Raw genomic sequence first — 23,545 nt, forward strand, 5'->3', positions numbered from 1 at the left:
GCTTCAAGCGCCGGATGCGCGAGCCGGAAGACAAACCGCGCCCCCGCCCCGGTACGGTGTACAAGCTGCGCGACTGGAAAGTTTCGCCGGATCTGTAAGCTGTCAGAACTGGCTGCGGTCTAGCCGCGGCCAGACATCCCGTCCACTTTGAATGTTGTCTGGGCCGCATTGCCGATGTGCCCGCGCCGAGTGCTGCGCTTGCCAGCCTTGAGGGCCTGACCGGAGGTAGGGCCGAAGCCGCAATGCGCTTTGGCTTATCACCCGCGATGCCATTTTCGGCGCGCAAGACGATTACCGACCCGCGAACGGCATGATGATCCCGTTTTTCAGTGAGGTGGCATGGATCACCTTACAGGGGGAGAGGCCGTATTTCCGGGGCACGGTCGATAGCGTGGCCCATCATTTTGCCAGCCTGGGTGATGCACCGGCTGATGGCTGACACGCGGGATGTCCAGTCGCTTCAGCCGGTCACCAGACCTTCCCCCACCACGATCTGCCGCCGGCACAGGCTTGCGATCTTTTCGTCATGGGTAGAAATGAGGAAGGTCGTGCCCTCGTCTTGGTTGATCTCGGCGATCAGGTCCATCACCTGCATGGCAGACTCGCGGTCCAGGTTGCCGGTTGGTTCATCCGCCAGAACCAGTTCGGGCCGGTTCATCAGGGCACGTGCGACGGCCACGCGCTGTTTCTGCCCGCCCGACAGGTTGGACGACGGAAAGTCAATCCGCTCGGCCAGTCCCATGCGTGTCAGCAGGTCACGTCCACGCGCAAGTGCAGCGGCCGTTTCGCGTCCTTCGCGCACCGCCGTCGGGAACACCACATTTTCCAGCGCGGTAAAGTCTGGCAGCAGGTTGTGGAACTGGAACACGAAGCCGATGTGCAGGTTGCGGAACGTCGTCAACGCGCGGTCATCCGCCGCCACCAGATCCTGCCCCAGCATCACATGACTGCCCGAAGTTGGCTTCATCAGCGTGCCAAGGATGGTCAGCAGCGTGCTCTTGCCCGAGCCTGAGGGGCCAAGCAGGGCCGCCATTTCGCCTGCGTCCAGCGTCAGGGACAGGCCGCGCAGCACGCGGGTTGCAGCCTCACCCTGTCCGAAGGTCTTGACCAGATCGGCCACCTGAAGCAAGGCGCTCATTGCCCGATCGCCGTAACCGGATCGACTCTTGCCGCTGATCGCGCAGGCAGGATGGAGGCGAGGATTGCGCCAATGACGGTCAGGGTAATTGCCAGCCCGTAGGACCCTTGGGTGATGTCCATCGGCAGTGTGCCCACCTCGAACGCATCGCGCGATGGAAACGGGAGCAGTGCGAGATAGCCAAGGGCCGCGCCCATCACCCCGCCCATCAGCCCGATCAGCGCGCCTTGGGTGACAAAGACAAAGATCACGAAACCCCGCCCCGCGCCCATAGCGCGCATGATCCCGATCTCTGGCCTGCGGCGATAGGTGGACAACAGCAGCGCCGATGCCACGCCGATGACGATGGTGATCAGAGCAAAGGTTTTCAGAAAATACCCCGTTTGCGCCTGTGCATTCAGCGCTTCCATCAACTGCGCCGCCCCGTCGGTCCAAGGAACAGCATCGAGACCGGTCAAGGCGCGGATGCGCAGTGCGGTGGTGTCGGCGGTGTTCAGATCGGCCAGCTTGATCTCTATTCTGGTGACGCCTTGGGGCAGCGCGAACAACGTGCGGGCAGTGGTCAGGGCGACAAACACGCTGCTGTCGTCCATCCGGCCATTGCCAGTGTCGAAAGTCCCGCTCAGCGTCAGCACTGCCGAGACCCCGCCTGAAGATTGCAGCCGCAGCGTCTGGCCCAGCCGCAGCGACAGGTCGTCGGCCAGACTTTGCCCAAGTACCACCAGCCCGGACCCCAGCCTTGCAGAGCCTTCGACCATATAGCCATCAAGGTTCAGGATGGCGGACTCGCGCCCCGGTTCCACGCCCGTGACACTGACCTGCGCCACCTGTGCACCCCGTGCCAGGAAGCCCGCTCCGGTGATCTGCGGTGAAACCGCAACGACGCCGGGGACGGTTTCGATCAGTGGAAGGAAGGTCGCGGCCTCGGCCAGTGTGGCAGTGCGGGTCCGGCCCCGCTCGGTCACGGCAAGAATGTGGCCTTGGGGCGTGATCAGAATGAGCGGGTCGGGGGTTTCGGCGGTGATGGTGACATGGGAAATATCGCCGACGGTTCGCGACAGGATGAATTCGGCCAGACCCCCGATCAGCGCTGACATGAAGATGAAAATGAACACGCCAACGGCGACGCCAAGCACCAGCAGCCCGGTCTGGGCCTTGCTCGCGGTCAGGTAGCGCGTGGCAATCTTCAGGGCATAAAGCATCAGGGTTGGCCCACCGACACGGCCTGTCCGTCGGTGATCCCCGTGGCATCAAGAATCACAGCGTCGCCCGGTGCCAGCCCCTCGGTCACGATCAGACGCGCTGCGGGCCAGTCGATTACCATCACGTTGCGCCGGGTGGCCCTTCCGCCAGTGACGACAAAGACAGCATCCTGAGCGTCTGCAGACAGGATTGCCGCCCGGGGGACGGTCAAGGCTGCATCCCGCTGATCGACAACAATGTTTGCCGTAACCGTCAACCCGACCGGAGCGATCACGGCCTCATCGAAGCTGATTTTGATGGCGAGACCACCCGTTGCGGCGTCAACGCGCTGCGACACGAAACTGACCTGACCGTTCCGGGGAACCGCTTCTCCCGCCAGCAGCAAAACGGCAGTCAGGCCCGCGCGGATCTGGGTGGCATAGGCCTCGTCGACATCAGTTTCGACAAGAAGCTGGCTCAGGTCGGCCACTGTCAGCAGAACAGTTGCAGGATCGACAGTCTGTCCGGGATCGACATTCACTGCGAGAACAGTTCCTTCCATAGGGGCGCGTATGGTGAAATTCCTGAACTGGATCTGAGCCTGATCCACCAGCGCCGTCATGCGCGCCACGTCCTGCGCTGCCGCCCGCTCGGCACTCGCGGCGTTTTCCAACACGGTGCGGGCGACATTCTGGCCCAGATTTTCTGTCCTGGCCAAGGTCGCCGAGGCCTGGTCCTGTGCGACCAAGGCGGCATCGAGCCCCGCCACGGCCTGCCGCAAAACGGCCTGTTGTGCGGCGGCATCAATCCGGGCCAGCACCTTGCCCGGGCGCACCCCCTCTCCCTCTGCAACCAGCACTTCTTCGAGTGGACCGCTGACAAGCGCGCGCACATCGACCGAATGCAGCGCTGTGACACGTCCATTCACGGCAAGCACCCGTGTCACAGGCGCAAAGGCGGCGATCTCTATGGAAACCGGCTCCGGACCCGCTGCCCAAGGCTGAAGCCAGAGAACGAACCCCACCACCGCCGCCAGAAACAGGCCAAAGCCCCAGAACCAGACACGCCGGACTGAGGAAAGAGGCGGTTGCACGGCAGACGGGTCCCGAACCGTCGGCAAACGCAGCGCTTCTGCCTGCGGCAAAAGGGCTACGGTCGTTTCCTCCGCTTCAGAGGTCTGTTCGGGTTTTGACATATGATGATCCCGTTTACGGACTTCGGTTGCCCGGATGACCGGACAGACAGCTGATTCCGTGTGGCTGTTTTACCAGCCCGCGCATCACCCCGCGCTGATATGGATCAAGGGCACGGCAAGCCATTTTGATATACTGGATGCGTCCCGTCACTTGCATATTGGTGGAAAACCGACACATGACCACCGATCCATACACAACGCTTGGCCTGACCAGATCTGCCACGTCAGGCGAGATCAAGGCTGCCTACCGCAAGCTGGTGCGGACCCATCACCCTGACCTTCACCCCGATGACGCAGGAGCCGAGGCGAGGTTCAAGGCCATCGCTGCAGCCTATGACCTGCTGAAAGATCCGGCGACGCGTGCAAGGTTTGATGCGGGCGAAATCGATGCCGCAGGTGCCGAGCGCCCCCAGCGACAGTACTACCGCGATTTTGCCGATGCCCCCGGAAATCCTTATCAACAAGGGCGCGGCTTTGGCCCGCAAGGTGATCCTGCAGATATCTTTGCCGAGATATTGCGTCAGCGAACACGGGGCGGTGGCGCTGATTTTGCGGGTCAGGGGTTCGCGGCTGGCGGGACGGATCTGCGCTACACGCTTGAGGTGCCGTTTCTGGTGGCGGCGCGCGGCGGTGAACTGCCCATAACGCTGCCGGACGGGGGCAGCATTGCCGTGAAGATCCCGCAGGGCGCACATGACGGCCAGACATTGCGTCTGCGCGGCAAGGGTGGGCCCGGTTCTGGCGGTGGTCCGGCAGGGGATGCGCTGATCATCCTGACGGTGGGGAGTCATCCAATGTTCCGGCGTGAGGGTGACGACATTCATGTGACCTTGCCGATCACCATTGATGAAGCTGTTCTGGGGGCAAAGGTCAGCGCCCCCACCATTGCAGGACCAGTCAGCCTGACCATTCCAACGGGGACCAGTTCGGGCCGGGTCATGCGGCTGCGGGGGCGAGGCGTGGCACGGTCAGGGGGCAGGCCTGCGGGGGATCAACTGGTTGAATTGCGGATTGTTTTGCCCCCTGCAATCGACGACAGCTTGCGTGATTTCATGACCGAATGGCGCGAGACCCACGCCCACAATCCGCGCGCAGACCTGCTGAACGAGGCCATGACATGACAGACCAGCGCACAGAAGATGAGGTGATCGCAATCATCCCGGGCATGACCCGAACCCGGCTTGTCGCCTTTCTGCAGGCCGAGGTGATCCTGCCGATCCGGCGCAAGACGTTTGAAGGCAACGCCCCTGTCTTTGGCCGGATCGATATCGCCCGCATGCAGCTGTTGTGCGATCTGGCCGATGGTCTTGATCTCGATGACGATGCGCTTGGGGTCGTCATGTCGTTGATTGACCAACTGCATATGGCCAGGCGCGACCTGCGAGTCCTGGCACTTGCCGTAGAAGCTGAGGCACCCGATGTGCGGGCCCGGATCGGTGCTGCATTCCGAAATTCCCGGAGGTGAACCGCTTCGCAGAGTACCAGTGTCGTCGATACACTGCGCTTGCCAAGGCTCAGGCTGCAGGTCATCGGGGACTGAACCGGTAGTCGCGCAGAATATGTAAAAGTACTTCGTCAAGACACCGAAGCCGCCCATCCAACGTGAGGGGACAAAGCAAGCCACGCTGATTGCGATGTTGCGGGCTTCCACTGGCGCGACGATAGAAGTGATCATCTCTGCGACGGGGTGGCACACGCACAGCGCCTGCGGTGCTGTGTCTGAGGCGCTGGACAAGAAGTTGGGGCTGGTCGTGACGCCGGTGTAGGGGAGGCGGGGGCTACCGGATCGATCAGATAGCGCCCTTGCTTGGCTTGATAGTCGTCAGCTCACCAGACGATAATGGACCTCGGTCGGCGTACAAGCGGCACCGTTGATCGGGATCATGTCCTGCGGACAAGTGGACATCACCACGATGCAATCGAGGACTGCCCGCAGTGTCACGTGATCCCCGGGTTTGCAAAGCGGCTCGCCCCACGGCGGTGGCCGCCGCCTGACCACAACGCTCGAAAATGCCAGCTGCCCCCTCCAGCAGAGCCTTCTTCCACTGATGGATCATTGTCGGATCGACCTCGTAGGCGGCCGCCAATTCCACACCCTGCGCTCGCCCTTCAGCGCCTCCAGCGCAACACGCGCCTTGAACCACGCGTCATGGTTCCTGCGTCTCGACATATCCTGATCTCCTGGTCTTGGCGATCAGCAGACCTCAGATCGTAGCTTCCGTCACTGTCCGTTTTTCGGGGGGCAGCTCAGTCACCCGCAACGGGATCAGTGGAATAGCCGCTTCCTGCCTGTACCTGTGGCGAACAGCGGAATTTGCGCGCCGGTGGGAGCCGCTGCATCGCGATGCAGCGTTGCGAGGCGGCGCCTGAACTGACGTCCGCACAGCGCGTCCACGCTGCTGTTCAGGCCATGTGTCAGTGTGTCTTGAAAAAAACGTGCCATGATCGGGTCCTTGATGTCAGGGTCTTGCGGCTCTGCCGCGGTTTTCAGAGCTCAGCGCGAGACTATCGCGAGGAAACAAGGGTCAGCGAAGGACGCTTGGCGGCGGGCGCTGCCGCATCACGCAGGGGACCAAAGCCATAGGCAGCGGCGATGTCGCCCAGCAGGGCAAGATCTGAACGCCTGCTGGCGCGGCACTCGCGTGTCTGCAGTGTGCCATATTCGATCACGGTCCATCCCTCTGGGCTTTCGCGCATGAAAAGTTCGCTGCCATCGGACAGGGTCATCACCGCAACCATCCGGCGCGAAAGCGGGGCCCGCTCAGACGGCGCAGAAATGACCCTTGCGGGGGGGTGTGTCTGATCTGCCAGGGTCGGGGTGGATGCGTCGTTGGTCGCCGTGTGAGATGTCATGTAAGCCTCCTGTGCTGTGACCCTAAACTGCCTTTTGCCAGTGACAGTCGCAATCTCGGGAAGGGATGGAGCCGCCTGACATTCCGCTTTTACACCAGCCAACAGGCTTGGTCGGTCGACGAAAGTATGGGCCCAGAGCCCCCCGAAAAAGCACAGGCCCGGTCCCATTTGGGACCGGGCCTGTGTGCAGGATATCAGAGCTTCTTGCGCGGCGGGCAGGCAAGACAGCGGCGCGTCGTCAACCGAAGCAGGCAGCGATGATGCGGTACCAAAGATAAAGGCCACCAAGGATCGACGGCAGTATCCACCAACCCGGCGCAAGGGCCAGAGTCCTTGCCGTGGTGAATGGGGTGGTCGGGGTCTTTGACGAATCCATCGACACCATTTTTGCTCTCCTCTCGCTCTTTGCCAGATGAACACTAGGGCATGGTGGCTCAGATTGCCCGATGGCGGGGGGATAGCGCAGGATGACGTATGGCTTGGCGGCATCCTTTGGTCTGGACTGTGGTGCAGCCGAACCTGCGGGGAAAAGCTGTTGGGCAGAGCGACGCAGACGCAGGCGAAGCGGCGTCAGCCAACCCCCAGATCGCGGGCGATGACGACGGCCTGGGTGCGGTTCTTTGCGCCAAGCTTGCGACAGATTGCCGTCACATGCATCTTGATCGTCGGTTCTGCCAGTTGCAGGACACGGGCAATTTCCTTGTTCTGCTGCCCTTCAATCAGGCAAGTCAGCACGGCCTGCTCCTTTTCTGTCAGCTTGCCATTGCGCGCGTCCACGCCTGCGACGGGTGCCGGGCGCATCAGTTGCATTGGCAGATAGATCTCGCCCGCGTGCATGAACTGAATGGCATTCGCAATGCTGCGGGCGGCAGTTGTCTTGAGCACGATGCCAGCCGCACCTGATTGCATGATTTCATCCTGCATCCGCGCCGACAGGTTTCCCGTCAGAATGGCCACCGGCCGGCCCTGATTGTGCCTGATCATGCGGCGCAATCCGGCCACGCCGTCCATGCCGGGCATGTTCAGGTCCAGCAGCACCACATCGAACGGCCCCTGAGCCTGGACCAGGGTTTCTGCTTCGCCAAGGGTGCAGGCGGTGGCGACCTGCATGCCTGCCGCCTGCGACAGAAATACGACAAACATGCCAAGGATCATTTCATGATCGTCGGCAATCAGCACGCGAAGCCCGGCGGGTTGAGACGGGTCATTCATTGGGTACGGTCATCTTTCCATAGCGTCGTTTACGGTCCATGCCCGTTCATAGCCCGCAAATTCCTTACAATTTGCCAATGTGAACGCAGGAAGAGGCGCAGTTTTTAGGCAGCTTCCGGGCTTGGACCAGAACTTCGCCATCCATTCGGATGGGGGCACATCCGTCCGTCATGTCGCAGCAGCGGGCCTCTTCCTGTATCTTTTCCCTTCAAAGCAACTGGGAGTTGTCTCTATGATGCCGTCCACCTGTGCCCTTGCAGCCGCCTTTGCCGTGCTGACTGCCGGTTGCGCCTTTGCCGAAGACCTCGTTCTGACAGTGCGGGCCGCAAGCCTTCCGGATGGCGTGACAACTTTTGACCTGGCCACGATTGAGGCGCTGCCGCAGGAAAGTTTCAGCACCACAACCGTTTGGACCGACGGCGCGCATGAATTCAGCGGCCCGGCTCTTGCGACCGTTCTTGAAAGCATTGGCGCAACGTCGGGCAGCGTGATCCGTGCGCGGGCGCTGAATGACTATGTGATTGATATTCCGGTCAAGTCACTTGAGTCAGGTGCCCCGATCATCGCCACCCGGATTGATGGCGCGCCGTTTTCGCGTCGCGAAAAGGGGCCGTTGTGGATCATTTATCCCTACGACTCAGATACCCGCTTTCAAACGGAATCCGTCTATGGCCGCAGTATCTGGCAGTTGGTCGAACTCAGTCTGGAATGATCCGTTGGCCGGATCGCCATTGCCCTTGCGGAAAGAAGGACCATGAAATCTCTCGCCATTGACCGGCTTGAGACAGTGCCATACTCGCAGACACGGGTGGTGCTGTCGCTGATCGTAATGCTGGTCGTGCTGGCGATGTCGGTTTTTACCGGACTCCAGATCGAGCGCGAGCTGGAACACAGCAAGCGGGTGCAATCGGACAACCGGACATGGGTGCTGGCGCAGATACAGGTTGATCTGCAAAACATGCAGATCAGCATCCTGAAGGCTGCGGCACGGAATGATGCGGCGGCGCTGGCAGAGATCCGCAAGGCCTATGACGTTCTTTACAGCCGGGTTGATCTGGTCAACGGCACTCCGTTACTGGAAGAGCTGTCCTTGCGGGGTACGCCGGCCTGGCGGGCGCTCGCCGGCAAGGAAGGGCTTGTTCAGCGTTTCTTGCCAGTGATTGATGGCGCGGATCAGGCCCTGCTGGCGGCCTTGCCGGACATGATGCAATCGACGGCCGAGATCATCCTTCCTGTCCGCGAAATGATTGTGGCGGCCCTGGGCGAGTCCATGCAACTGGGTGACAGGACGCGGCTGGCCTTGCACCGCACGCTTTATTCCTTTTTGGTTGTGATCGTCGTAACCATGGTCGGGCTGACCCTTTTGTTTGCGACAATCTACCGTCAGGCGCGCGCCCAGCAACGCTATGCGCGCATTCTTGAGCTGGCCGTTCATAATCTGCGCGCCACCATCGAATCTGCCCCGGATGCAGTGTTGATCGTGAACGCCAACGACAGGGTGATCGGGGCCAATACCGCGGGCGAGGTGATGTTGGGGTGCGCAATTTCGCCAAAAGACCCGGTCGCGCTGTCTGATGTGCTGGTCGCCGCAGAGGACGGGTCATCCGGCACCGGCCGCAGCAACCGGATGCAGTGCCATGGCCGCAATGGCGGGACAGTTCCGGTGGAAGTCGCCATTGCCGACGTGACGACGGGCACGGGGGATACGTTCAAGATCGCATTCCTGCGCGACATGTCACAGCAGCTTGACCGTGAACGTCAACTGGCGCTGGCAGGTGAACTTGCCCGCAAAGGCGAAGAGGCGAAAGATCGTTTTCTGGCGGTCATGAGCCACGAGATGCGCACCCCGCTCAGTGGCCTGCTATCGGCCACCGATCTGCTGGAAACAACGACAACGCTGGACGCGCCGCAAGCCTGGCTGGTTGGCATCCTGAAATCCTGCGGGCTGGCGGCGCTTGAACAGGTCAACAACATCCTTGAACTGACGCGCCTTTCCGCAAGCGATGCGAATGATTTTCCGTTGACCGATTTCTGCGTGAACGAAACCGTGCGCGAACAGGTGAAATTGTATCAGGCGCTTGCCCTGGACCGTGGAAATACGCTGACCCTTTCGCCCGAGGATGCCCCCCCCTGCATGGTTCATGCCCCCTTGCCGCTGCTGCGGCGCATCCTCAACAACCTGTTGTCCAATGCGATAAAGTTCACCCGGAATGGCGCAATCGACGTGGTGTTCATGGCGATGCCCGCCGAAACACCCGGCAATCGCCGCTTCACCCTGCTGATCCGCGACACCGGAGTCGGCATCCCCGAGGCGGATCTGGAGCGGATCTTCCACAATTTCGAAACGCTCGACAGTTCTTATTCGCGGGTACAAGAGGGCACCGGGCTTGGCCTTGGCATCGCGAAACTTTCCGCCGAAGCCATGGGGGGCACGATCAAGGTTGAAAGCCGCGTTGGCGAGGGCACTTGCTTTACGGTGACATTCGAGGCCGAAGTTCTGCCAGAGGCGGCAGCCGTCGCAGATGTGGAAATTCCCGCGCTGGCTGTGCGCAGGCCGCTGACAGTCCTGCTGGCCGAAGACAACGAAATCAACAGCACATTGATGGAACGGCAGATGAGCCGTCTGGGCCACAGGGTTGTCACCGTATCGGACGGCATCAAGGCGATTGCCGCCGTGCAGCGCCAGCAGTTCGACATCATCCTGATGGATATCTCGATGCCCCACATGGATGGCGTGACCGCGACACGCCATCTGATTGACGGCGGTCTCCTGGGTGACACGCCGGTGATTGCCCTGACGGCGCAAGCGTCACCCGACCGGGTGCAGATGCTGTGCGATGCAGGCATGACGGATGTGGTGATCAAACCTGTACCGATGGCCCTGCTGGATGAGCTGATGCAGAAACTCGCGATCAGGGCCAGGACGGCCGAGCCATCGACGGCACAACCCGAATCCGACGCGCTGTTCGACCGCGAAAGGCTTGATGAACTGATCGAGCTGATGGGAGTGGCAGAGCTTCAAAGGCTGCTGCAGCGGTTCAGGTCTGACATGCAAAATACGCTGTCAGCCTGCGCGACGGCTTTGAAGGCGGGGAAACTGGATGAGGTTTCAAAGGCGGTGCATTGGGCGGCGGGGGCCGCGGGTATGCTGACGATGGATGCGCTGTGTGCCCAACTGCGCCATATCGAAACGGCAGCGGCAACCGAAAGCCCGGAAAGTCTCAGGTCCCGATTTGGCAAACTTGACCCGCTGCGCAATGATAGCCTGAGCGCCTTGCAACAGGCCCTGCACAAGACCCGACACTCGTAATGGCCACGTCAGAAAAGCCTTACAAGCCATTGGTATCGGTGGCGCTGCCGGTGTCGGAAGGCTGATTCCGGTGACAAACGACCTTTCCTGGCAGGTGCTATCTGCCTGTGCTCCCGAGCGAGCTAGCGGTGTCTGGGCGGCGTGAGGATGGCGCTGGGGGGCGTGAATCATGCAACCGCAGCGACCTCAATCAGATCAATGGGTCCGGACCGCCGGGCTTTCCGCGTCCGGTCAACGCGTATGTCCATACGTCATTTGAGCTGCCTGAGGTGACGGATCATATCGCCAAACAACTTCGACCTACGCCGGAACCAACCGGACATCTTCCAGTCCAAAGCCAAGGTGTACAGTCTCACCCTGCCGGAAAGGCCGCGGTTGCGGTGCGCCGATGGCAAAGATTGACCCAACCGGGGTGGAAAGAGTGTACTGCACCGAATTTCCGAGCCATGCGGCATAGGTTATTTCGGCGGGCAGACGGTCTGCTGCCGGGTCGCGGTCAAGGCGGATGTGATGCGGTCGCAGCACCAGTTTGGCGAGACCCGTGGCCTTGCTGGACAGGGGAAGCTGCAGCCTGCGATCCAGCAACGCAATCTCTGTCGGTTCGCCAGCTTGAGTGATTTCGACGTCGATCAGGTTTGCATCCCCGATGAAATCGGCGATGAAGGCCGAAGCCGGGCGGTCATACAGATCATAGGGCGTGCCTTCCTGCGCGATCTCGGCGTTTTTCATCACGATGATCCGGTCTGACACCGCCATCGCCTCTTCCTGATCATGGGTCACATAGACCGCCGTCAGGCCAAGCCGCTGCTGGATCTGGCGGATCTCATCGCGCACATGGCGTCGCAGCTTGGCATCGAGGTTCGAGAGCGGCTCGTCCAGCAGCAGCACTTCAGGCTCCAGCACGATGGCGCGGGCCACCGCGACGCGCTGTTGCTGGCCACCGGACAGCTCTGACGGCAGGCGCGCGCCAAAGCCCTTCAGGCCCACCGTTTCCAGCCCCGCCTCGGCACGGCTCCGTACCTCGGCCTTGGACATGCCCTTGACCGACAGGCCATAGCCGACGTTTTCCAGCACGGTCATATGCGGGAACAGCGCGTAGGACTGAAACACCATCGACACCTTGCGATAGGTGGCCGACAGATGGGTGACATCCTCGCCCCCGATCAGAATGCGCCCTTCGCTGGCACTTTCCAGCCCTGCAATCAGCCGCAAGGTTGTGGTCTTGCCGCAGCCAGACGGGCCAAGCAGCGTGACCAGCGTGCCGGGGGTGATCTCCAGCGACAGAGGCTTCAGGGCCACCACGTCGCCGAATTTCTTGGTGACATTCTCGAACCGGACAGAGCCTTTCATGGCATCCTCCTTCAATGGGCTTCGATGCGATCAGTCCGGCGCAGTTTGCGCCGCCCGATGATCAGTTGCAGGGCAAGGATGGCGGCCAGCATGGTCACGATCAGCACGGTGGCATAGGCAATGGCGATGCCGAACTCGCCGTTTTCGACCCGCCCCACGATAAAGCTGGTGGCCATGTTGTAGCGCGCCGACACAAGGAAGATCACGGCAGAGACCGAAGTGATGGCGCGCACGAAACTGTAGGTCAGCGCGGCAAGGATAGCCGGTCCCATCAGGGGCAGGATCACCCGGCGCAGGGTGGTGGCCGAATTGGCCCCCAGCGTGATCGACGCTTCATCCAGAGATTTGTCGAGCTGGCTCATCGCCGCGATGCCGCCCCGCACGCCCACCGGCATGTTGCGGAACACAAAGACGATGATCAGGATCAACCCGGTCGCGGTCAGCTCGATCGGCGGGAAGTTGAAGGCCATGACATAGGCCACCCCGATCACTGTGCCGGGAATGGCAAAGGACAGCATGGTGGAAAACTCGAACGCATCCTTGCCGGTGAACTTTTGCCGCACCAGCAGATAGGCGGTTGCCAGACCCACGGCGGCGGTCAGGGGGGCGGCAATGGCGGCGATGGTCAGCGTGGTGAAATAGCTGCTCCACGCCGCCCCGGTGAAGTGGATGCCGTTGCGGAAGACGATGCCAAAGGCGCGGGTGTAATGCTCGAATGTCAGGGTGTGGTCATAGCCCCACAGCTTGACGAAGCTGCCAAAGAAGATCAGCCCGTACAGCACCAGCGTAAACGCAGCCCAAGGCAGGGCCACGGCATAGCAGGTCCAGCGCAACCCGTCGTTCAGCGCGGCATTGCGCCCGGAATCGCCCTTGCCGGTCACGGTGGCATAGTTCTTGCGGCCCAGCCATTTGCGCTGGGCAAGGAACGCGCCCAGCGTCAGTGACAGCAGGATCAGCGACAGGATGGCCGCCTTGGCCGGGTCGGCCACAGTGCCGACGATGGCAAAGTAGATTTCGGTCGACAGCACATTGAAGTTGCCGCCCAGCACCAGCGGGTTGCCGAAATCGGCCAGACTTTCGATGAATCCCAAAAGAAAGGCATTGGCCAGACCGGGGCGCATCAAGGGCAGGCTGATGAAACGGAAGGTCTGCCAGCGGTCGGCATCGAGCGTCTGGCTGGCCTCTTCCATGCTGGGGCTGACGCCTTCGACCACGCCGATCAGCACCAGAAAGGCGATGGGGGTGAACGACAGCATCTGCGCCAGCCACACGCCCCAGAAGCTGTACAGCCAGCGGGTCTTCTCCCAGCCAAAGGCGTCGGCGAAGAATTCGGTGATGGTGCCCGCGCGGCCAAACAGCAGGATCAGCACCAGCCCGATGACGAAAGGCGGGGTGATGATCGGCAGGATGGTCAGCACGCGGAGCAGCTTTTTGGCGCGAAAATTGGTACGGGTGAAGATCAGCGCAAAGGCCAGCCCCATCAGCGTGGTGCCGGTCGCCGTGGCCAGCGCCAGCATCAGCGAGTTCAGCGCAGCGCCGCAGTATCCAAGCCCGGTCAGACAGGCGGGCGACCAGATCTCGCCGGCAAAAAACCGTGGCAGAAATTCGGTAACGCCCAGCCCTGCGCCGCCCTTCAACTCAAAGGCGCGCAGCAGGATAAAGCTCATGGGATAAAAGACAAAGATGCCGACCAGCGCCACGATGGCCCCGATCATGCCGGTGATGAATGCATCGCCCCGGCCTCGTCCCAGACCGGAAATGCCGGTGGTCAGCAAAAACAGAAGCGCTGCGGCCACGACGAAGGCACCCGCGCCCATGCCGGGTTGCGTGGCACCTTCGAACAGCCCCAGTCGGGTGCTGTTGCCTAGGATCACCAGACCCTGCGCCGCCATCAGCGCCAGCCCCAGTGCGCCACCCCAGACCAGCCCCCGCGCCATCGTCAGTTGGTCCCGTGCAAATGCCAGCGCGGCCCCAGCAATCGCAAAACCGGCCAGCGGCACCAACAGCCATCCCCGGCCGCCCGCAGTCCAGAGGGCCGCAGGGCGTGCATCGCCCCCTACAGCCGACAGCCAGCCAAAGGACCAGAAGCCCCCCGCCACCATATACCAGGGCAGCAGGGCATAGCCTGCCAGCCCGATCAGAAGCCAAAGCCCCGCCGTGCGTTGCATATATCAATCTCCCGGAACTCTGCCGTGAAAAGCATGGCCCGCCCCAGAGCGTGTTGCTCTGTAGGGGCGGGCCGGTCAGGCGCTATTCCTCGAAATTGCCGCCTTTGGATTTCACTTCGGCTTCCCACCGCGCCAGCAGCCGCTCACGCGTTTCCGACGAGCCATAGGTCGCGAAATCGTAGTCGATCAGCTTGACCGCAGCCATGTCGGGCGCTTCGGGGTCGGTCGAGGCTTCGGGGTTGGACGGGATGTTGAACACGCCCACCTCCAGCCCGGCGGATTGCGCGTCAGCGCTGATCACATATTCGACCCACTGCTTTGCCGCTTCAAGGTTTGGCGTGCCATTGATTACCGAAACCGCACCCACCTCATAGCCGGTGCCTTCGCAGGGCGACACGATCTCGACCGGGAAGCCCTGCTTTTTCAGGTTCACCATGTCGTGCATGAAACCCACGGCGATGGTGGTCTCTGCGCGTGCAGCCATTTTACCGGGGGCGGAGCCTGACTTGGTGTTCTGGTTCACGTTGGCACCGATTTCGGCCAACATCTTGAACGCCTCATCTTCGCCGAACAACTGCACCAGTGTGGCAAGCTGGGTATAGGCGGTGCCCGAAGATTGCGGGTTCGATACCGTCACTTCACCCTTGTATTCGGGCTTGGCCAAGTCTTTCCAGCACGCCGGGACAGGCAGGCCCTTTTCGGCAAGTACTTCAGTGTTGTAGAGGATGCCCAGCAGGCCCACATGCACGCCCACGGCCTTGCCACCCGACATCTCGGTCATGTTCTGCGACCAGCCCAACTGGCCGGAGACATCCACACCGCTGGCCACGGTCAGATCTTCGTTGGCCGCAATCAGGTGCGGGTCGCCGGTGCCGCCCCACCACACGTCGATCTTGGGATTGCCCGCCTCGGCGCGGATCTGCGCCAGCACTTCGCCGGTCGATTTGCGCACCATCGCCACGTCAACCCCGGTGTCGATCTTGAAGTTCTGTGCCATCAGATCGCACCACGCCTGCTCATTCGAGCAGACCACGTTCAGACTTTGCGCCTGCGCCGCGCCTGCGGCCATGGCCGCAGCCAGTGCCAGCGCACTGATCATGGAAACCTTCATCTTCATCCTCCCAGATAACCCGCCTCTCCCCAGCGGTATGCCGCAAGACTTGCATGACATCTGGCGTCAGCGTGAGGGGTGGCGGGGTTAACAGACTGACCGCAAGCCGGTGATTTGATGAACAGTGTTACAAAACACCCGCAAACGCGGAACTTTGCTAACCTGAATTGGATTGCGCCGCCCCGCACTTTGACCATCATGGCCTCAGGGAGGATAGGGCATTGGAACAGGCTTCCATGCCGCACGGGGATTTGCCTGATGGCGAATGCCCGGTCGTGGCAATCATTGATGATGACGCCGATCTGCGCCGTACGGTTGCCGAGCTGCTGGCCAACAACGGATTCAGGCCGCTGCCGCTCCCCGATGGCGCATCCTTTCTGGCGCTTGGCCCGCGCCCCGGTGTGGACCTTGCGCTGATTGATCTGCGCCTGCGCGGCGAGAACGGCCTGACCCTTGCCATCCGCATCCGTGAGACGATGGGCATTCCCATCGTCATGCTGACCGGGCGCGGCGATGAGATGGACAAGATCATCGGGCTGGAAACCGGGGCCGATGACTACATGATGAAGCCGTTCAATCCGCGTGAGTTGATCGCGCGGCTTCGCGCGGTTCTGCGTCGGGCGGGCCATCCCGGCGTGTTGACCCCTGACCGCAGCGCCAGTGCCATCCGTGCCTTTGGCCGCTTGCGGCTGGATCAGACCCGGCGCGAGCTGCTGGATCAGGACAGCACCGAGATTGCGCTGACCAATGCCGAATACCGGCTGCTGGAGTATTTCCTGCGCCATCCGGGCCGGATCATCCCGCGCACCGAATTGCTGACCGAGCTGGGCAATGATCTGTCGCACTACATGGACCGCACGATCGACGTGCTGATCCTGCGCCTGCGCCGCAAGATCGAGGCGGTGCCGTCAAAGCCTGTGCATCTGCAAACCCGCCGGGGGCAGGGCTATATCTTTGTGATCGGTGTGACGACATGAAGCGCGTTTCTGTTCGCAGCCGACTTCTTGTCGCGCTGGCGCTGCTTGCTGTGGCCGTGTTGACCGTGGGTATCATCGCCTGGGGCGCGTTGACACGTGGCAATGACCGGATGGACCGGCTGCTGGGCGAAACCCTGACCGGGGTGGATCAGGCGCTGACGCTTTCGCGGCAGGCGGCGGATCTGGCGACACTTGCCCCCTATCTGCTGACGCTGGAAAGCCCGTTCCGCATTGCGCAAGAAGGGCAGGCAGCCACTGCGATCGTAGACGGGCTGCTGGCCGGTCTGCCGCAGGGCAACCCTTTGCGCGCGCCGCTGGCGATCACGCGCACAGCGATTGCCGAACTGGTGCGCGACACTTCGCTGCGCGCCGGGCTGCGCGACCGCACCCTGAGGCTGAATGCCGAGCTTGCGGCGGCAGAGCGGCGTTATGCTGCGCAATCGGCCCGCGCCACGGCACCCTTGCAGGAACGGCAGGACTGGTTGGTGCTTCAACGCACGGCTGCTGCCCTGCTGGGGGCAGGGCGGGCGGAGAATCTGGTCGGCGTCGGGGAATTCCAGCGCGAATACACCCGCCTGATACAGCGCCTGACCGGGCAACGCCCTGCGGCTGAAGCGGCAGAGCTGGACCGGCTGAAGGCCATCGCCGAAGGCAAGGAGGGATTGTTCGAGCTGCGCCGGGTGGAACTTGCGCGTCAGATCGGGGCGGAGGCGGCGCTTGTCCGCATCCGGCAGGGCGCTGCCGCTGTGACCGCTCACGCTGCCGCAGCCACATCGCAAGCGCAGACGGCCATCGCAGCCGAGCGGGCCAGCACCACGACGGCCATTGCACTGGCAAAATCCACGCTGCTTTTGGTGGTACTGGCCAGTGCCGCGCTGGCGCTGGTGGCGGCACTCTATGTCTCGGGCTATGTGACTGCCAATCTGCGGGTGATTTCAGATGCAATGATCCGTCTTGCCGCAGGCGACCGGCAGACCAAGCTGCCGCGCGGGGAAGGGCAGGGGGACGAGATCGGAAAGTTGTTTCATGCCTTCCGCACCTTCCGCGCCAATGCCCTGCGGCTGGACCGGTCGCATCGACAGATGGCGCAACGCACGGCGCTTTATGAAAACATGATGGCCGGGATCAGCGACGGGGTGGCCATCCTGTCGGATCAGGGTCAGATCGTTGCGCAAAACGCAAGGCTTGCACCGGTGCTGCGCGTGGACTCCGCGCGCCTGACCGGCCGCCCGCGGTTGACCGAGGTGATTGCCGAGGCGGGCTGGCAGGCAGGAGACAGCCAGGCAGGTGTGGGGGTTCTGTCGCAAGGCGGCGCGCATCATGCCGAATTGCGCGAAAGCCCCTTGCCCAAAGGCGGCTCTGTGGTGCTGATTTCAGATGCAACCGAGCGACGACAGCTGGAAGACCGCCTGCGGCAGATTCAGCGGATCGAGGCGCTTGGCAAGGTCTCGGGCGAGGTGGCGCATGATTTCGGCAATATCCTGTCGACCATCTCGGGCAGTCTTCACCTGATGGATACCGCCCCGCCCGAACGCCAGGGGATGCTGCGGCAGACCATCGCTTCGGCCGTCGATCTGGGCGGGGCGCTGACCGGACGTCTGCTTGCCTTTGCCCGCCGTCAACATCTGGAACCGGAATTGCTGGACCTGCCGGTGCTGGTCGATGGCATTGTCGATCTGGTCAGTCTGGCCTTGCCGGATCGGGTGGAGCTGGTGCTCAAAACAACCCCGGCTCCTCTGTTGGTGCAGGTCGACCCGGGGCAGTTGGAAAGCGCTATCCTGAACCTCTGCCTGAACGCCGGACAGGCGATTGCAGGTGCGGGCCGGGTGACGCTTGCCGTGTCGCAGGATCAAGGTCAGGCAGTGATCGAGGTGGCCGATACCGGCACCGGCATGCCGCCCGAGATTCTGGCCCATGCTATGGAGCCGTTCTTTACCGCGCGGGCCGATGGCACAGGCACCGGGCTTGGCCTTGCCATGGTCTATGGCTTCATCCGCCAATCGGGCGGTGACATCGTGATCACCTCGGCCCCTGGCAAGGGCACCACAGTGCGTCTGACACTGCCGCTCCAGCTTGCTGCGCCGGCCGCTTTGCCTGCGCTGGGCACCGTTCTTTTGGTCGAAGATGATGTGACGGACCGCAAGGCCGCCATCGCTCTTCTGACGCCGTTGGCCCACAGCCTGCAAGTGGCAACAGACGCGGTGGATGCCATGCGCCGGTTGTCAGACCCCGTCGCGCTGATCATCACCGATCTGTCGCTTGGTGGCCACGTCGATGGCTGGCGTCTGGCCGAAGCGGCGCTTGCACGCTGGCCCGAGGCCCGTGGCATCGTGGTGTCCGGTCACCTGCCGGTGGTCGACCCGCTTTCGTCCCGCTTTCCGGGGCGGATCTTAACCCTTCCGAAGCCACTGACTGCGGATGCGCTGTCCGGTGTGCTGGCCATCCTTTTCAGAAAGCCGGACGATGTCAAAGCCGCCCACCGATGAGTCAGTCAACCAGATGGCCCCGGCCACCCTTCTTTTCGATTGCGACGGCACGCTGCTGCTGACGGCCAATCTTCAGATGGTGTCGGCAGGGCAAATAGTAAGTTGCAGGGTGCCGGGGCAGCGTTGACATATGACCTGGAGAGAAAAAATTTTCTGGCAGTAAAAAAATTGTTGCAATGGTGAAGTCTTTCGGATGAAATCTGCCGACAGACAAATTCATGGTTCCGGGAAGTTGATGGTCAAGAAACCTGCAGGCGCGGCTTTTGCTCTGGGACGACGAATCCGCAGCCGCAGGCAGATGATGTCCATGACCTTGCAGGAACTTTGCAACGCATGCGGTGTCTCGGTGAGCTATCTCAGTCAGGTTGAACGCGATAATGCGGTGCCGACCCTTGGTACGCTGGCCGAGATTGCGGCGGCGCTAGATGTCAGCATCGACTTTTTCATCGCCTCGCCCCGGCAGGCCGACAGCGTAACTCGCGCCGGTTCCCGTCACCGCTTTTCGGTCGCTGGCCATTCCGTGCTGTATGAAACCATCGGCGCAGAGTTTCCGGGGCATGAGCTGACATCCTTCGTGCTGAATGTGCCGCCCGGCTACCATTCTGAAACCGTTCAGCATTTTGGCGAAGAGATCATCTTTGTGCTGGAGGGCACGTTCCTGCAGATCGTGGACGGGCAGGAGGTTTTGCTGCAGGCGGGCGACAGCATGCATTATCTGGGCCAGCACCCGCATTCCTATTCCAATCCGGGCGACCAGATGGCGCGGGTGTTGTGGACCGGCAAGATGCTGCACGGCGCCACCCCGTCCGATTATGCCCCGCGCAAAGCAGCCGGGGCACTCCCGGCCAGCGCGCCGCAAACGGTGCCTGAAAAGGCACCAGAAGACGCAACCGTTACACCCGCCAGATAATCCGGCGCATGTAAATCTATCCAGAACAGGGAAACCAAAGAATGAAAAAACTCATGCTATTCGCATCGGTGCTTGCGATGAGCGCAGCCGCCGCACAGGCAAAAACTTTTGTCTATTGCTCCGAAGCCTCGCCCGAAGGGTTTGACCCGGCACCGTTCACCGCAGGCGGCACCTTTGACGCCTCGGCCCACCCGGTCTTTAACCGCCTGACCGAATTCAAGAAAGGCACGACCGAAGTCGAGCCGGGTCTCGCCGAAAGCTGGGACGTGTCGGAAGACGGCACCGAATACACCTTCAAGCTGCGTCAGGGCGTGAAGTGGCACTCCAATGACAGCTTCACGCCGACGCGCGATTTCAACGCCGATGACGTGATCTTTTCCTATGACCGTCAGGGCAACGCTGAAAACCCGTGGCACCAGTACATCCCCGGCATCACCTATGAATACTACACCTCGATGGCGATGGGGGATCTGATCAAATCGGTCGAGAAAATCGACGATTACACGGTCAAGTTCACGCTGAACCAGCCTGAAGCACCGTTCCTGGCCAATATCGCCATGCCGTTCGCGTCGATCGTGTCGAAAGAATACGCCGATGCGCTGGAAGCTGCGGGCACGCAGGCCGAGATGAACAACACCCCGATCGGCACCGGGCCGTTCAAGTTCGTCGCCTATCAGAAAGACGCGGTAATCCGCTACACCAAGAACCCGGATTACTGGGGCACCGCGCCGATCATTGATGACCTGATCTTTGCGATCACCCCGGATGCGGCGGTGCGTCTGCAAAAGCTGAAGGCTGGCGAATGCCATCTGATGCCATACCCGGCACCGGCGGACATCGACACCATCAAGGCCGATCCGAACCTGATTCTGGACGAGCAGGCCGGTCTGAACGTCGGCTATCTGGCCTATAACACCACCCAGGCCCCGTTCGATAACCCCAAGGTCCGCAAGGCCCTGAACATGGCGATCAACAAGGACGCCATTGTCGAGGCGGTGTTCCAGGGTGCTGCGCTGCCAGCGAAAAACCCGATCCCGCCGACCATGTGGTCGTATAACGACGCGATCGAGGACGACGCCTATGATCCGGAAGCCGCAAAGGCGATGCTGGAAGCCGAAGGCGTCACGGGTCTGTCGATGAAGATCTGGGCGATGCCGGTGCAGCGTCCGTACATGCCGAACGCGCGCCGGACTGCCGAGCTGATGCAGGAAGACCTGTCCAAAGTCGGCGTGACGGTCGAGATCGAGTCCTATGAATGGGGCGAATATCTGGCCAAGTCGATGGAAGCCGGTCGTGATGGCGCGGTGATGCTGGGCTGGACCGGCGACAACGGCGACCCGGACAACTTCCTGTCGGTGCTGCTGTCCTGCGCGTCAGCTGGTGAGGGCGGGGCAAACCGTGCCTTCTGGTGTAACGAAGAGTTCTCGGCCCTGCTGAACGACGCCAAAGTGACGGCTGATCCGGCAGAGCGCACCGCGCTGTATGAACAGGCGCAGGTGATCTTCAAAGAACAGGCCCCTTGGTTCACCATCGCACACTCCACCCAGTATGTGCCGATGTCGAACAAGGTGTCGGGTTTCGTGATGAGCCCCTTGGGCGACTTCACCTTTGACACCGTGGATATCGCTGAATAAGCGGCGACACATCTTCTGAAACCGGGCGCGCGGGGGGGCATTATGACCCCCCCGCGTGTTTTACAAGAACACTGTTTTACAAGGACAACGGCGCATGGTCCGGTTCATCCTTTCCAAACTTCTGTATCTGGTCCCGACATTCATCGGGATCACGATCATCGCGTTCAGCTTTGTGCGCATCCTGCCCGGTGATCCGGTGCTGTTGATGGCCGGCGAGCGTGGGGTGTCGCCAGAGCGGCATGCCGAACTGACGGCGCTGCTGGGCTATGACAAGCATGTTGTGCTGCAGTATTTCGATTTCATGGGCCGGTTGCTGCAAGGCGATCTGGGCAACTCGCTGGTGACAAAGCGGCCGGTGCTGGACGAGTTTCTGTCGCTGTTTCCGGCGACGGTTGAACTGGGTCTGTGCGCCATCATCATCGCCACCGTGATCGGTGTGCCGGTGGGGGTTCTGGCGGCGATCAAGCGGGGCAGCTGGTTTGATCAGGTGTCGATGACGGCGGCGCTGGTCGGGTTTTCGATGCCGATCTTCTGGTGGGGGCTGCTGCTGATCATCCTGTTCTCGGGCATCCTTGGCTGGACCCCGGTGTCGGGGCGGATCAGCCTGATGTATTACTTCCCCGATGTGACCGGGTTCATGCTGATCGACAGCATCATCTCGGGGCAGAAGGGCGCCTTCGTCTCTGCCCTGCGGCACCTGATCCTGCCGTCGGTGGTGCTGGCGACGATCCCGCTGGCGGTGATCGCGCGGCAGACCCGGTCGGCGATGCTGGAGGTGCTGGGCGAAGATTACGTGCGCACCGCCCGGGCCAAGGGGATGCCGCAGTACCGGGTGATCGGCATTCACGCGCTGCGCAACGCGATGATCCCGGTTGTGACCACAATCGGCTTGCAGATCGGGGTGCTGATGGCCGGGGCGATCCTGACCGAAACGATCTTCTCCTGGCCGGGGATCGGCAAATGGATGATCGATTCCATTTCGCGCCGGGATTATCCGGTGGTGCAATCGGGGCTTTTGCTGATTGCGGCGCTGGTGATGGTGGTGAACCTGCTGGTTGACCTGACGTACGGCCTTATCAATCCGAGGATCCGCATCAAATGAGTGAGCAACTGAATGTAACGGCCCCGGTGCGGCTGACAGACGCGCAGATCCGCCGTCAGATGATTTCCGAGTTCTGGTTCTATTTCCGGCAGAACCGCGGGGCGGTGGTCGGGCTGGTCGTGTTTGTGCTGCTGGTGCTGATCGCGTTTCTGGCGCCGGTGCTTGCCCCGCACAGCCCGACCCAGCAATTCCGCGACGCCCTGCTGGTGCCGCCGGTCTGGCAAGAGGGCGGGCGCAGCGGCTTTCTGCTGGGCACCGATGCGGTGGGGCGCGATATGCTGTCGCGGCTGATTTACGGCTCGCAGTATTCGCTGTTCATCGGGGTGGTCGTGGTGTCGATCGCGCTGGTGGGCGGCATTGTCATCGGGCTGTTGGCCGGGTTCTTTGGCGGCTGGGTCGACAATGTGATCATGCGGGTGATGGATGTGATCCTGGCCTTTCCGTCGCTGCTGCTGGCGCTGGTGCTGGTGGCGGTGCTGGGGCCGGGGCTGACCAATGCGATGATTGCGATTGCCATCGTGTATCAGCCGCACTTTGCCCGGCTGACCCGCGCGGCCGTGATGTCGGAGATGAAGCGCGACTATGTCACCGCCGCGCGCGTGGCCGGGGCAGGGCGGCTGCGGCTGATGTTCCGCACCATTCTGCCGAACTGTCTGGCCCCGCTGATCGTGCAGGCCACGCTGTCGTTCTCCTCTGCCGTGCTCGACTCGGCAGCGCTCGGTTTTCTGGGCATGGGCGCGCAGCCGCCATCGCCGGAATGGGGCACGATGCTGGCCGAAGCGCGTGAATTCATTCTGCGCGCCTGGTGGGTGGTGACCTTCCCGGGTCTGGCGATCCTGATTTCGGTGCTGGCGATCAACCTGACCGGCGACGGTCTGCGCGATGCGCTTGACCCCAAGCTGAAGCGGAGCTGAGCG

The 23,545-nt window shown here is 61.9% G+C and carries 22 protein-coding genes; 11 read left to right on the top strand and 11 right to left on the bottom strand.

The features are described from left to right. Positions 1-460: 460 nt before the first annotated feature. From J2X53_RS00005 to J2X53_RS00015, 3 genes are read right to left on the bottom strand one after another with little or no spacing between them, the layout of a single operon-like run. On the bottom strand, positions 461-1,138 hold the full coding sequence (locus tag J2X53_RS00005; RefSeq protein ID WP_349035447.1) for an ABC transporter ATP-binding protein: 678 nt from the start codon (positions 1,136-1,138) through the stop codon (positions 461-463). Continuing rightward, a complete protein-coding gene (locus J2X53_RS00010) occupies positions 1,135-2,340 on the bottom strand; it encodes an ABC transporter permease (RefSeq protein ID WP_349035448.1) in 1,206 nt (401 codons plus the stop codon). The genes J2X53_RS00005 and J2X53_RS00010 overlap by 4 nt, the downstream gene beginning before the upstream one ends. Then, positions 2,340-3,515 (bottom strand): efflux RND transporter periplasmic adaptor subunit, encoded by a 1,176-nt coding sequence (locus tag J2X53_RS00015; RefSeq protein WP_349035449.1) that lies wholly within the window; start codon positions 3,513-3,515, stop codon positions 2,340-2,342. The genes J2X53_RS00010 and J2X53_RS00015 overlap by 1 nt, the downstream gene beginning before the upstream one ends. Before the next feature lie 176 nt (positions 3,516-3,691). On the opposite strand from J2X53_RS00015, the gene J2X53_RS00020 reads away from it, so the two are divergent. From J2X53_RS00020 to J2X53_RS00030, 3 genes are all read left to right on the top strand, one after another. After that, complete coding sequence (locus tag J2X53_RS00020) at positions 3,692-4,636, top strand: DnaJ C-terminal domain-containing protein (protein ID WP_349035450.1); 945 nt, start codon at positions 3,692-3,694, stop codon at positions 4,634-4,636. Next, the gene (locus tag J2X53_RS00025; RefSeq protein ID WP_349035451.1) at positions 4,633-4,980 is read left to right on the top strand and encodes a hypothetical protein; all 348 of its coding nucleotides are present in this window, start codon (positions 4,633-4,635) and stop codon (positions 4,978-4,980) included. Before J2X53_RS00020 ends, J2X53_RS00025 begins: the two co-directional genes overlap by 4 nt. 130 nt (positions 4,981-5,110) lie before the next feature. Then, positions 5,111-5,281: a DUF3489 domain-containing protein gene (locus J2X53_RS00030; RefSeq protein WP_349036260.1), complete on the top strand. Its 171-nt coding sequence runs from the start codon at positions 5,111-5,113 to the stop codon at positions 5,279-5,281. 500 nt (positions 5,282-5,781) lie between these two features. Here the strand turns inward: J2X53_RS00030 and J2X53_RS00035 are convergent, their stop codons facing one another. The 4 genes from J2X53_RS00035 to J2X53_RS00050 form a co-directional block, all read right to left on the bottom strand. Beyond that, positions 5,782-5,958 carry a hypothetical protein gene (locus J2X53_RS00035; protein WP_349035452.1) on the bottom strand — a complete coding sequence of 59 codons (177 nt, stop codon included), beginning with the start codon at positions 5,956-5,958 and terminating at the stop codon, positions 5,782-5,784. A gap of 62 nt (positions 5,959-6,020) precedes the next feature. Beyond that, a complete protein-coding gene (locus J2X53_RS00040) occupies positions 6,021-6,368 on the bottom strand; it encodes a hypothetical protein (protein ID WP_349035453.1) in 348 nt (115 codons plus the stop codon). Between the two features lie 238 nt (positions 6,369-6,606). Further along, complete coding sequence (locus J2X53_RS00045) at positions 6,607-6,744, bottom strand: hypothetical protein (protein WP_349035454.1); 138 nt, start codon at positions 6,742-6,744, stop codon at positions 6,607-6,609. 194 nt (positions 6,745-6,938) lie between these two features. After that, a complete protein-coding gene (locus tag J2X53_RS00050) occupies positions 6,939-7,580 on the bottom strand; it encodes a response regulator transcription factor (protein WP_349035455.1) in 642 nt (213 codons plus the stop codon). 232 nt (positions 7,581-7,812) lie between these two features. Here J2X53_RS00050 and J2X53_RS00055 point away from each other — a divergent pair, with 232 nt between their 5' ends. Continuing rightward, positions 7,813-8,292 carry an oxidoreductase gene (locus J2X53_RS00055; RefSeq protein ID WP_349035456.1) on the top strand — a complete coding sequence of 160 codons (480 nt, stop codon included), beginning with the start codon at positions 7,813-7,815 and terminating at the stop codon, positions 8,290-8,292. Positions 8,293-8,334: 42 nt separating this feature from the next. After that, positions 8,335-10,890 (top strand): ATP-binding protein, encoded by a 2,556-nt coding sequence (locus J2X53_RS00060; protein ID WP_349035457.1) that lies wholly within the window; start codon positions 8,335-8,337, stop codon positions 10,888-10,890. 300 nt (positions 10,891-11,190) lie between these two features. Here J2X53_RS00060 and J2X53_RS00065 read toward each other — a convergent pair whose 3' ends face one another. From J2X53_RS00065 to J2X53_RS00075, 3 genes are all read right to left on the bottom strand, one after another. Next, positions 11,191-12,240: an ABC transporter ATP-binding protein gene (locus J2X53_RS00065; RefSeq protein ID WP_349035458.1), complete on the bottom strand. Its 1,050-nt coding sequence runs from the start codon at positions 12,238-12,240 to the stop codon at positions 11,191-11,193. Positions 12,241-12,251: 11 nt separating this feature from the next. Then, complete coding sequence (locus J2X53_RS00070) at positions 12,252-14,408, bottom strand: iron ABC transporter permease (protein ID WP_349035459.1); 2,157 nt, start codon at positions 14,406-14,408, stop codon at positions 12,252-12,254. Between the two features lie 82 nt (positions 14,409-14,490). Continuing rightward, positions 14,491-15,519, bottom strand: a complete 1,029-nt coding sequence (locus J2X53_RS00075) for an ABC transporter substrate-binding protein (protein WP_349035460.1) — start codon at positions 15,517-15,519, stop codon at positions 14,491-14,493. 236 nt (positions 15,520-15,755) lie between these two features. Between J2X53_RS00075 and J2X53_RS00080 the strand changes: the two genes are divergently transcribed. Both J2X53_RS00080 and J2X53_RS00085 read left to right on the top strand, forming a co-directional pair. Beyond that, positions 15,756-16,496 (top strand): response regulator transcription factor, encoded by a 741-nt coding sequence (locus J2X53_RS00080; RefSeq protein ID WP_349035461.1) that lies wholly within the window; start codon positions 15,756-15,758, stop codon positions 16,494-16,496. After that, the gene (locus J2X53_RS00085) at positions 16,493-18,982 is read left to right on the top strand and encodes an ATP-binding protein (RefSeq protein ID WP_349035462.1); all 2,490 of its coding nucleotides are present in this window, start codon (positions 16,493-16,495) and stop codon (positions 18,980-18,982) included. The genes J2X53_RS00080 and J2X53_RS00085 overlap by 4 nt, the downstream gene beginning before the upstream one ends. A gap of 1 nt (position 18,983) precedes the next feature. Here J2X53_RS00085 and J2X53_RS00090 read toward each other — a convergent pair whose 3' ends face one another. Then, on the bottom strand, positions 18,984-19,202 hold the full coding sequence (locus tag J2X53_RS00090) for a hypothetical protein (RefSeq protein ID WP_349035463.1): 219 nt from the start codon (positions 19,200-19,202) through the stop codon (positions 18,984-18,986). A 15-nt stretch (positions 19,203-19,217) separates the two neighbouring features. Here J2X53_RS00090 and J2X53_RS00095 point away from each other — a divergent pair, with 15 nt between their 5' ends. The 4 genes from J2X53_RS00095 to J2X53_RS00110 all read left to right on the top strand — a co-directional run bounded on the left by J2X53_RS00095 (position 19,218) and on the right by J2X53_RS00110 (position 23,542). Then, positions 19,218-19,892 carry an XRE family transcriptional regulator gene (locus tag J2X53_RS00095; RefSeq protein WP_349035464.1) on the top strand — a complete coding sequence of 225 codons (675 nt, stop codon included), beginning with the start codon at positions 19,218-19,220 and terminating at the stop codon, positions 19,890-19,892. Between the two features lie 41 nt (positions 19,893-19,933). Beyond that, positions 19,934-21,526: an ABC transporter substrate-binding protein gene (locus J2X53_RS00100; RefSeq protein ID WP_349035465.1), complete on the top strand. Its 1,593-nt coding sequence runs from the start codon at positions 19,934-19,936 to the stop codon at positions 21,524-21,526. A gap of 94 nt (positions 21,527-21,620) precedes the next feature. Next, complete coding sequence (locus tag J2X53_RS00105; RefSeq protein WP_349035466.1) at positions 21,621-22,628, top strand: ABC transporter permease subunit; 1,008 nt, start codon at positions 21,621-21,623, stop codon at positions 22,626-22,628. Then, positions 22,625-23,542: an ABC transporter permease subunit gene (locus tag J2X53_RS00110; protein ID WP_349035467.1), complete on the top strand. Its 918-nt coding sequence runs from the start codon at positions 22,625-22,627 to the stop codon at positions 23,540-23,542. The genes J2X53_RS00105 and J2X53_RS00110 overlap by 4 nt, the downstream gene beginning before the upstream one ends. Positions 23,543-23,545 lie beyond the last annotated feature (3 nt).

The organism is Pseudotabrizicola sp. 4114, from assembly GCF_031457365.1.
Classification (GTDB): domain Bacteria; phylum Pseudomonadota; class Alphaproteobacteria; order Rhodobacterales; family Rhodobacteraceae; genus Pseudotabrizicola.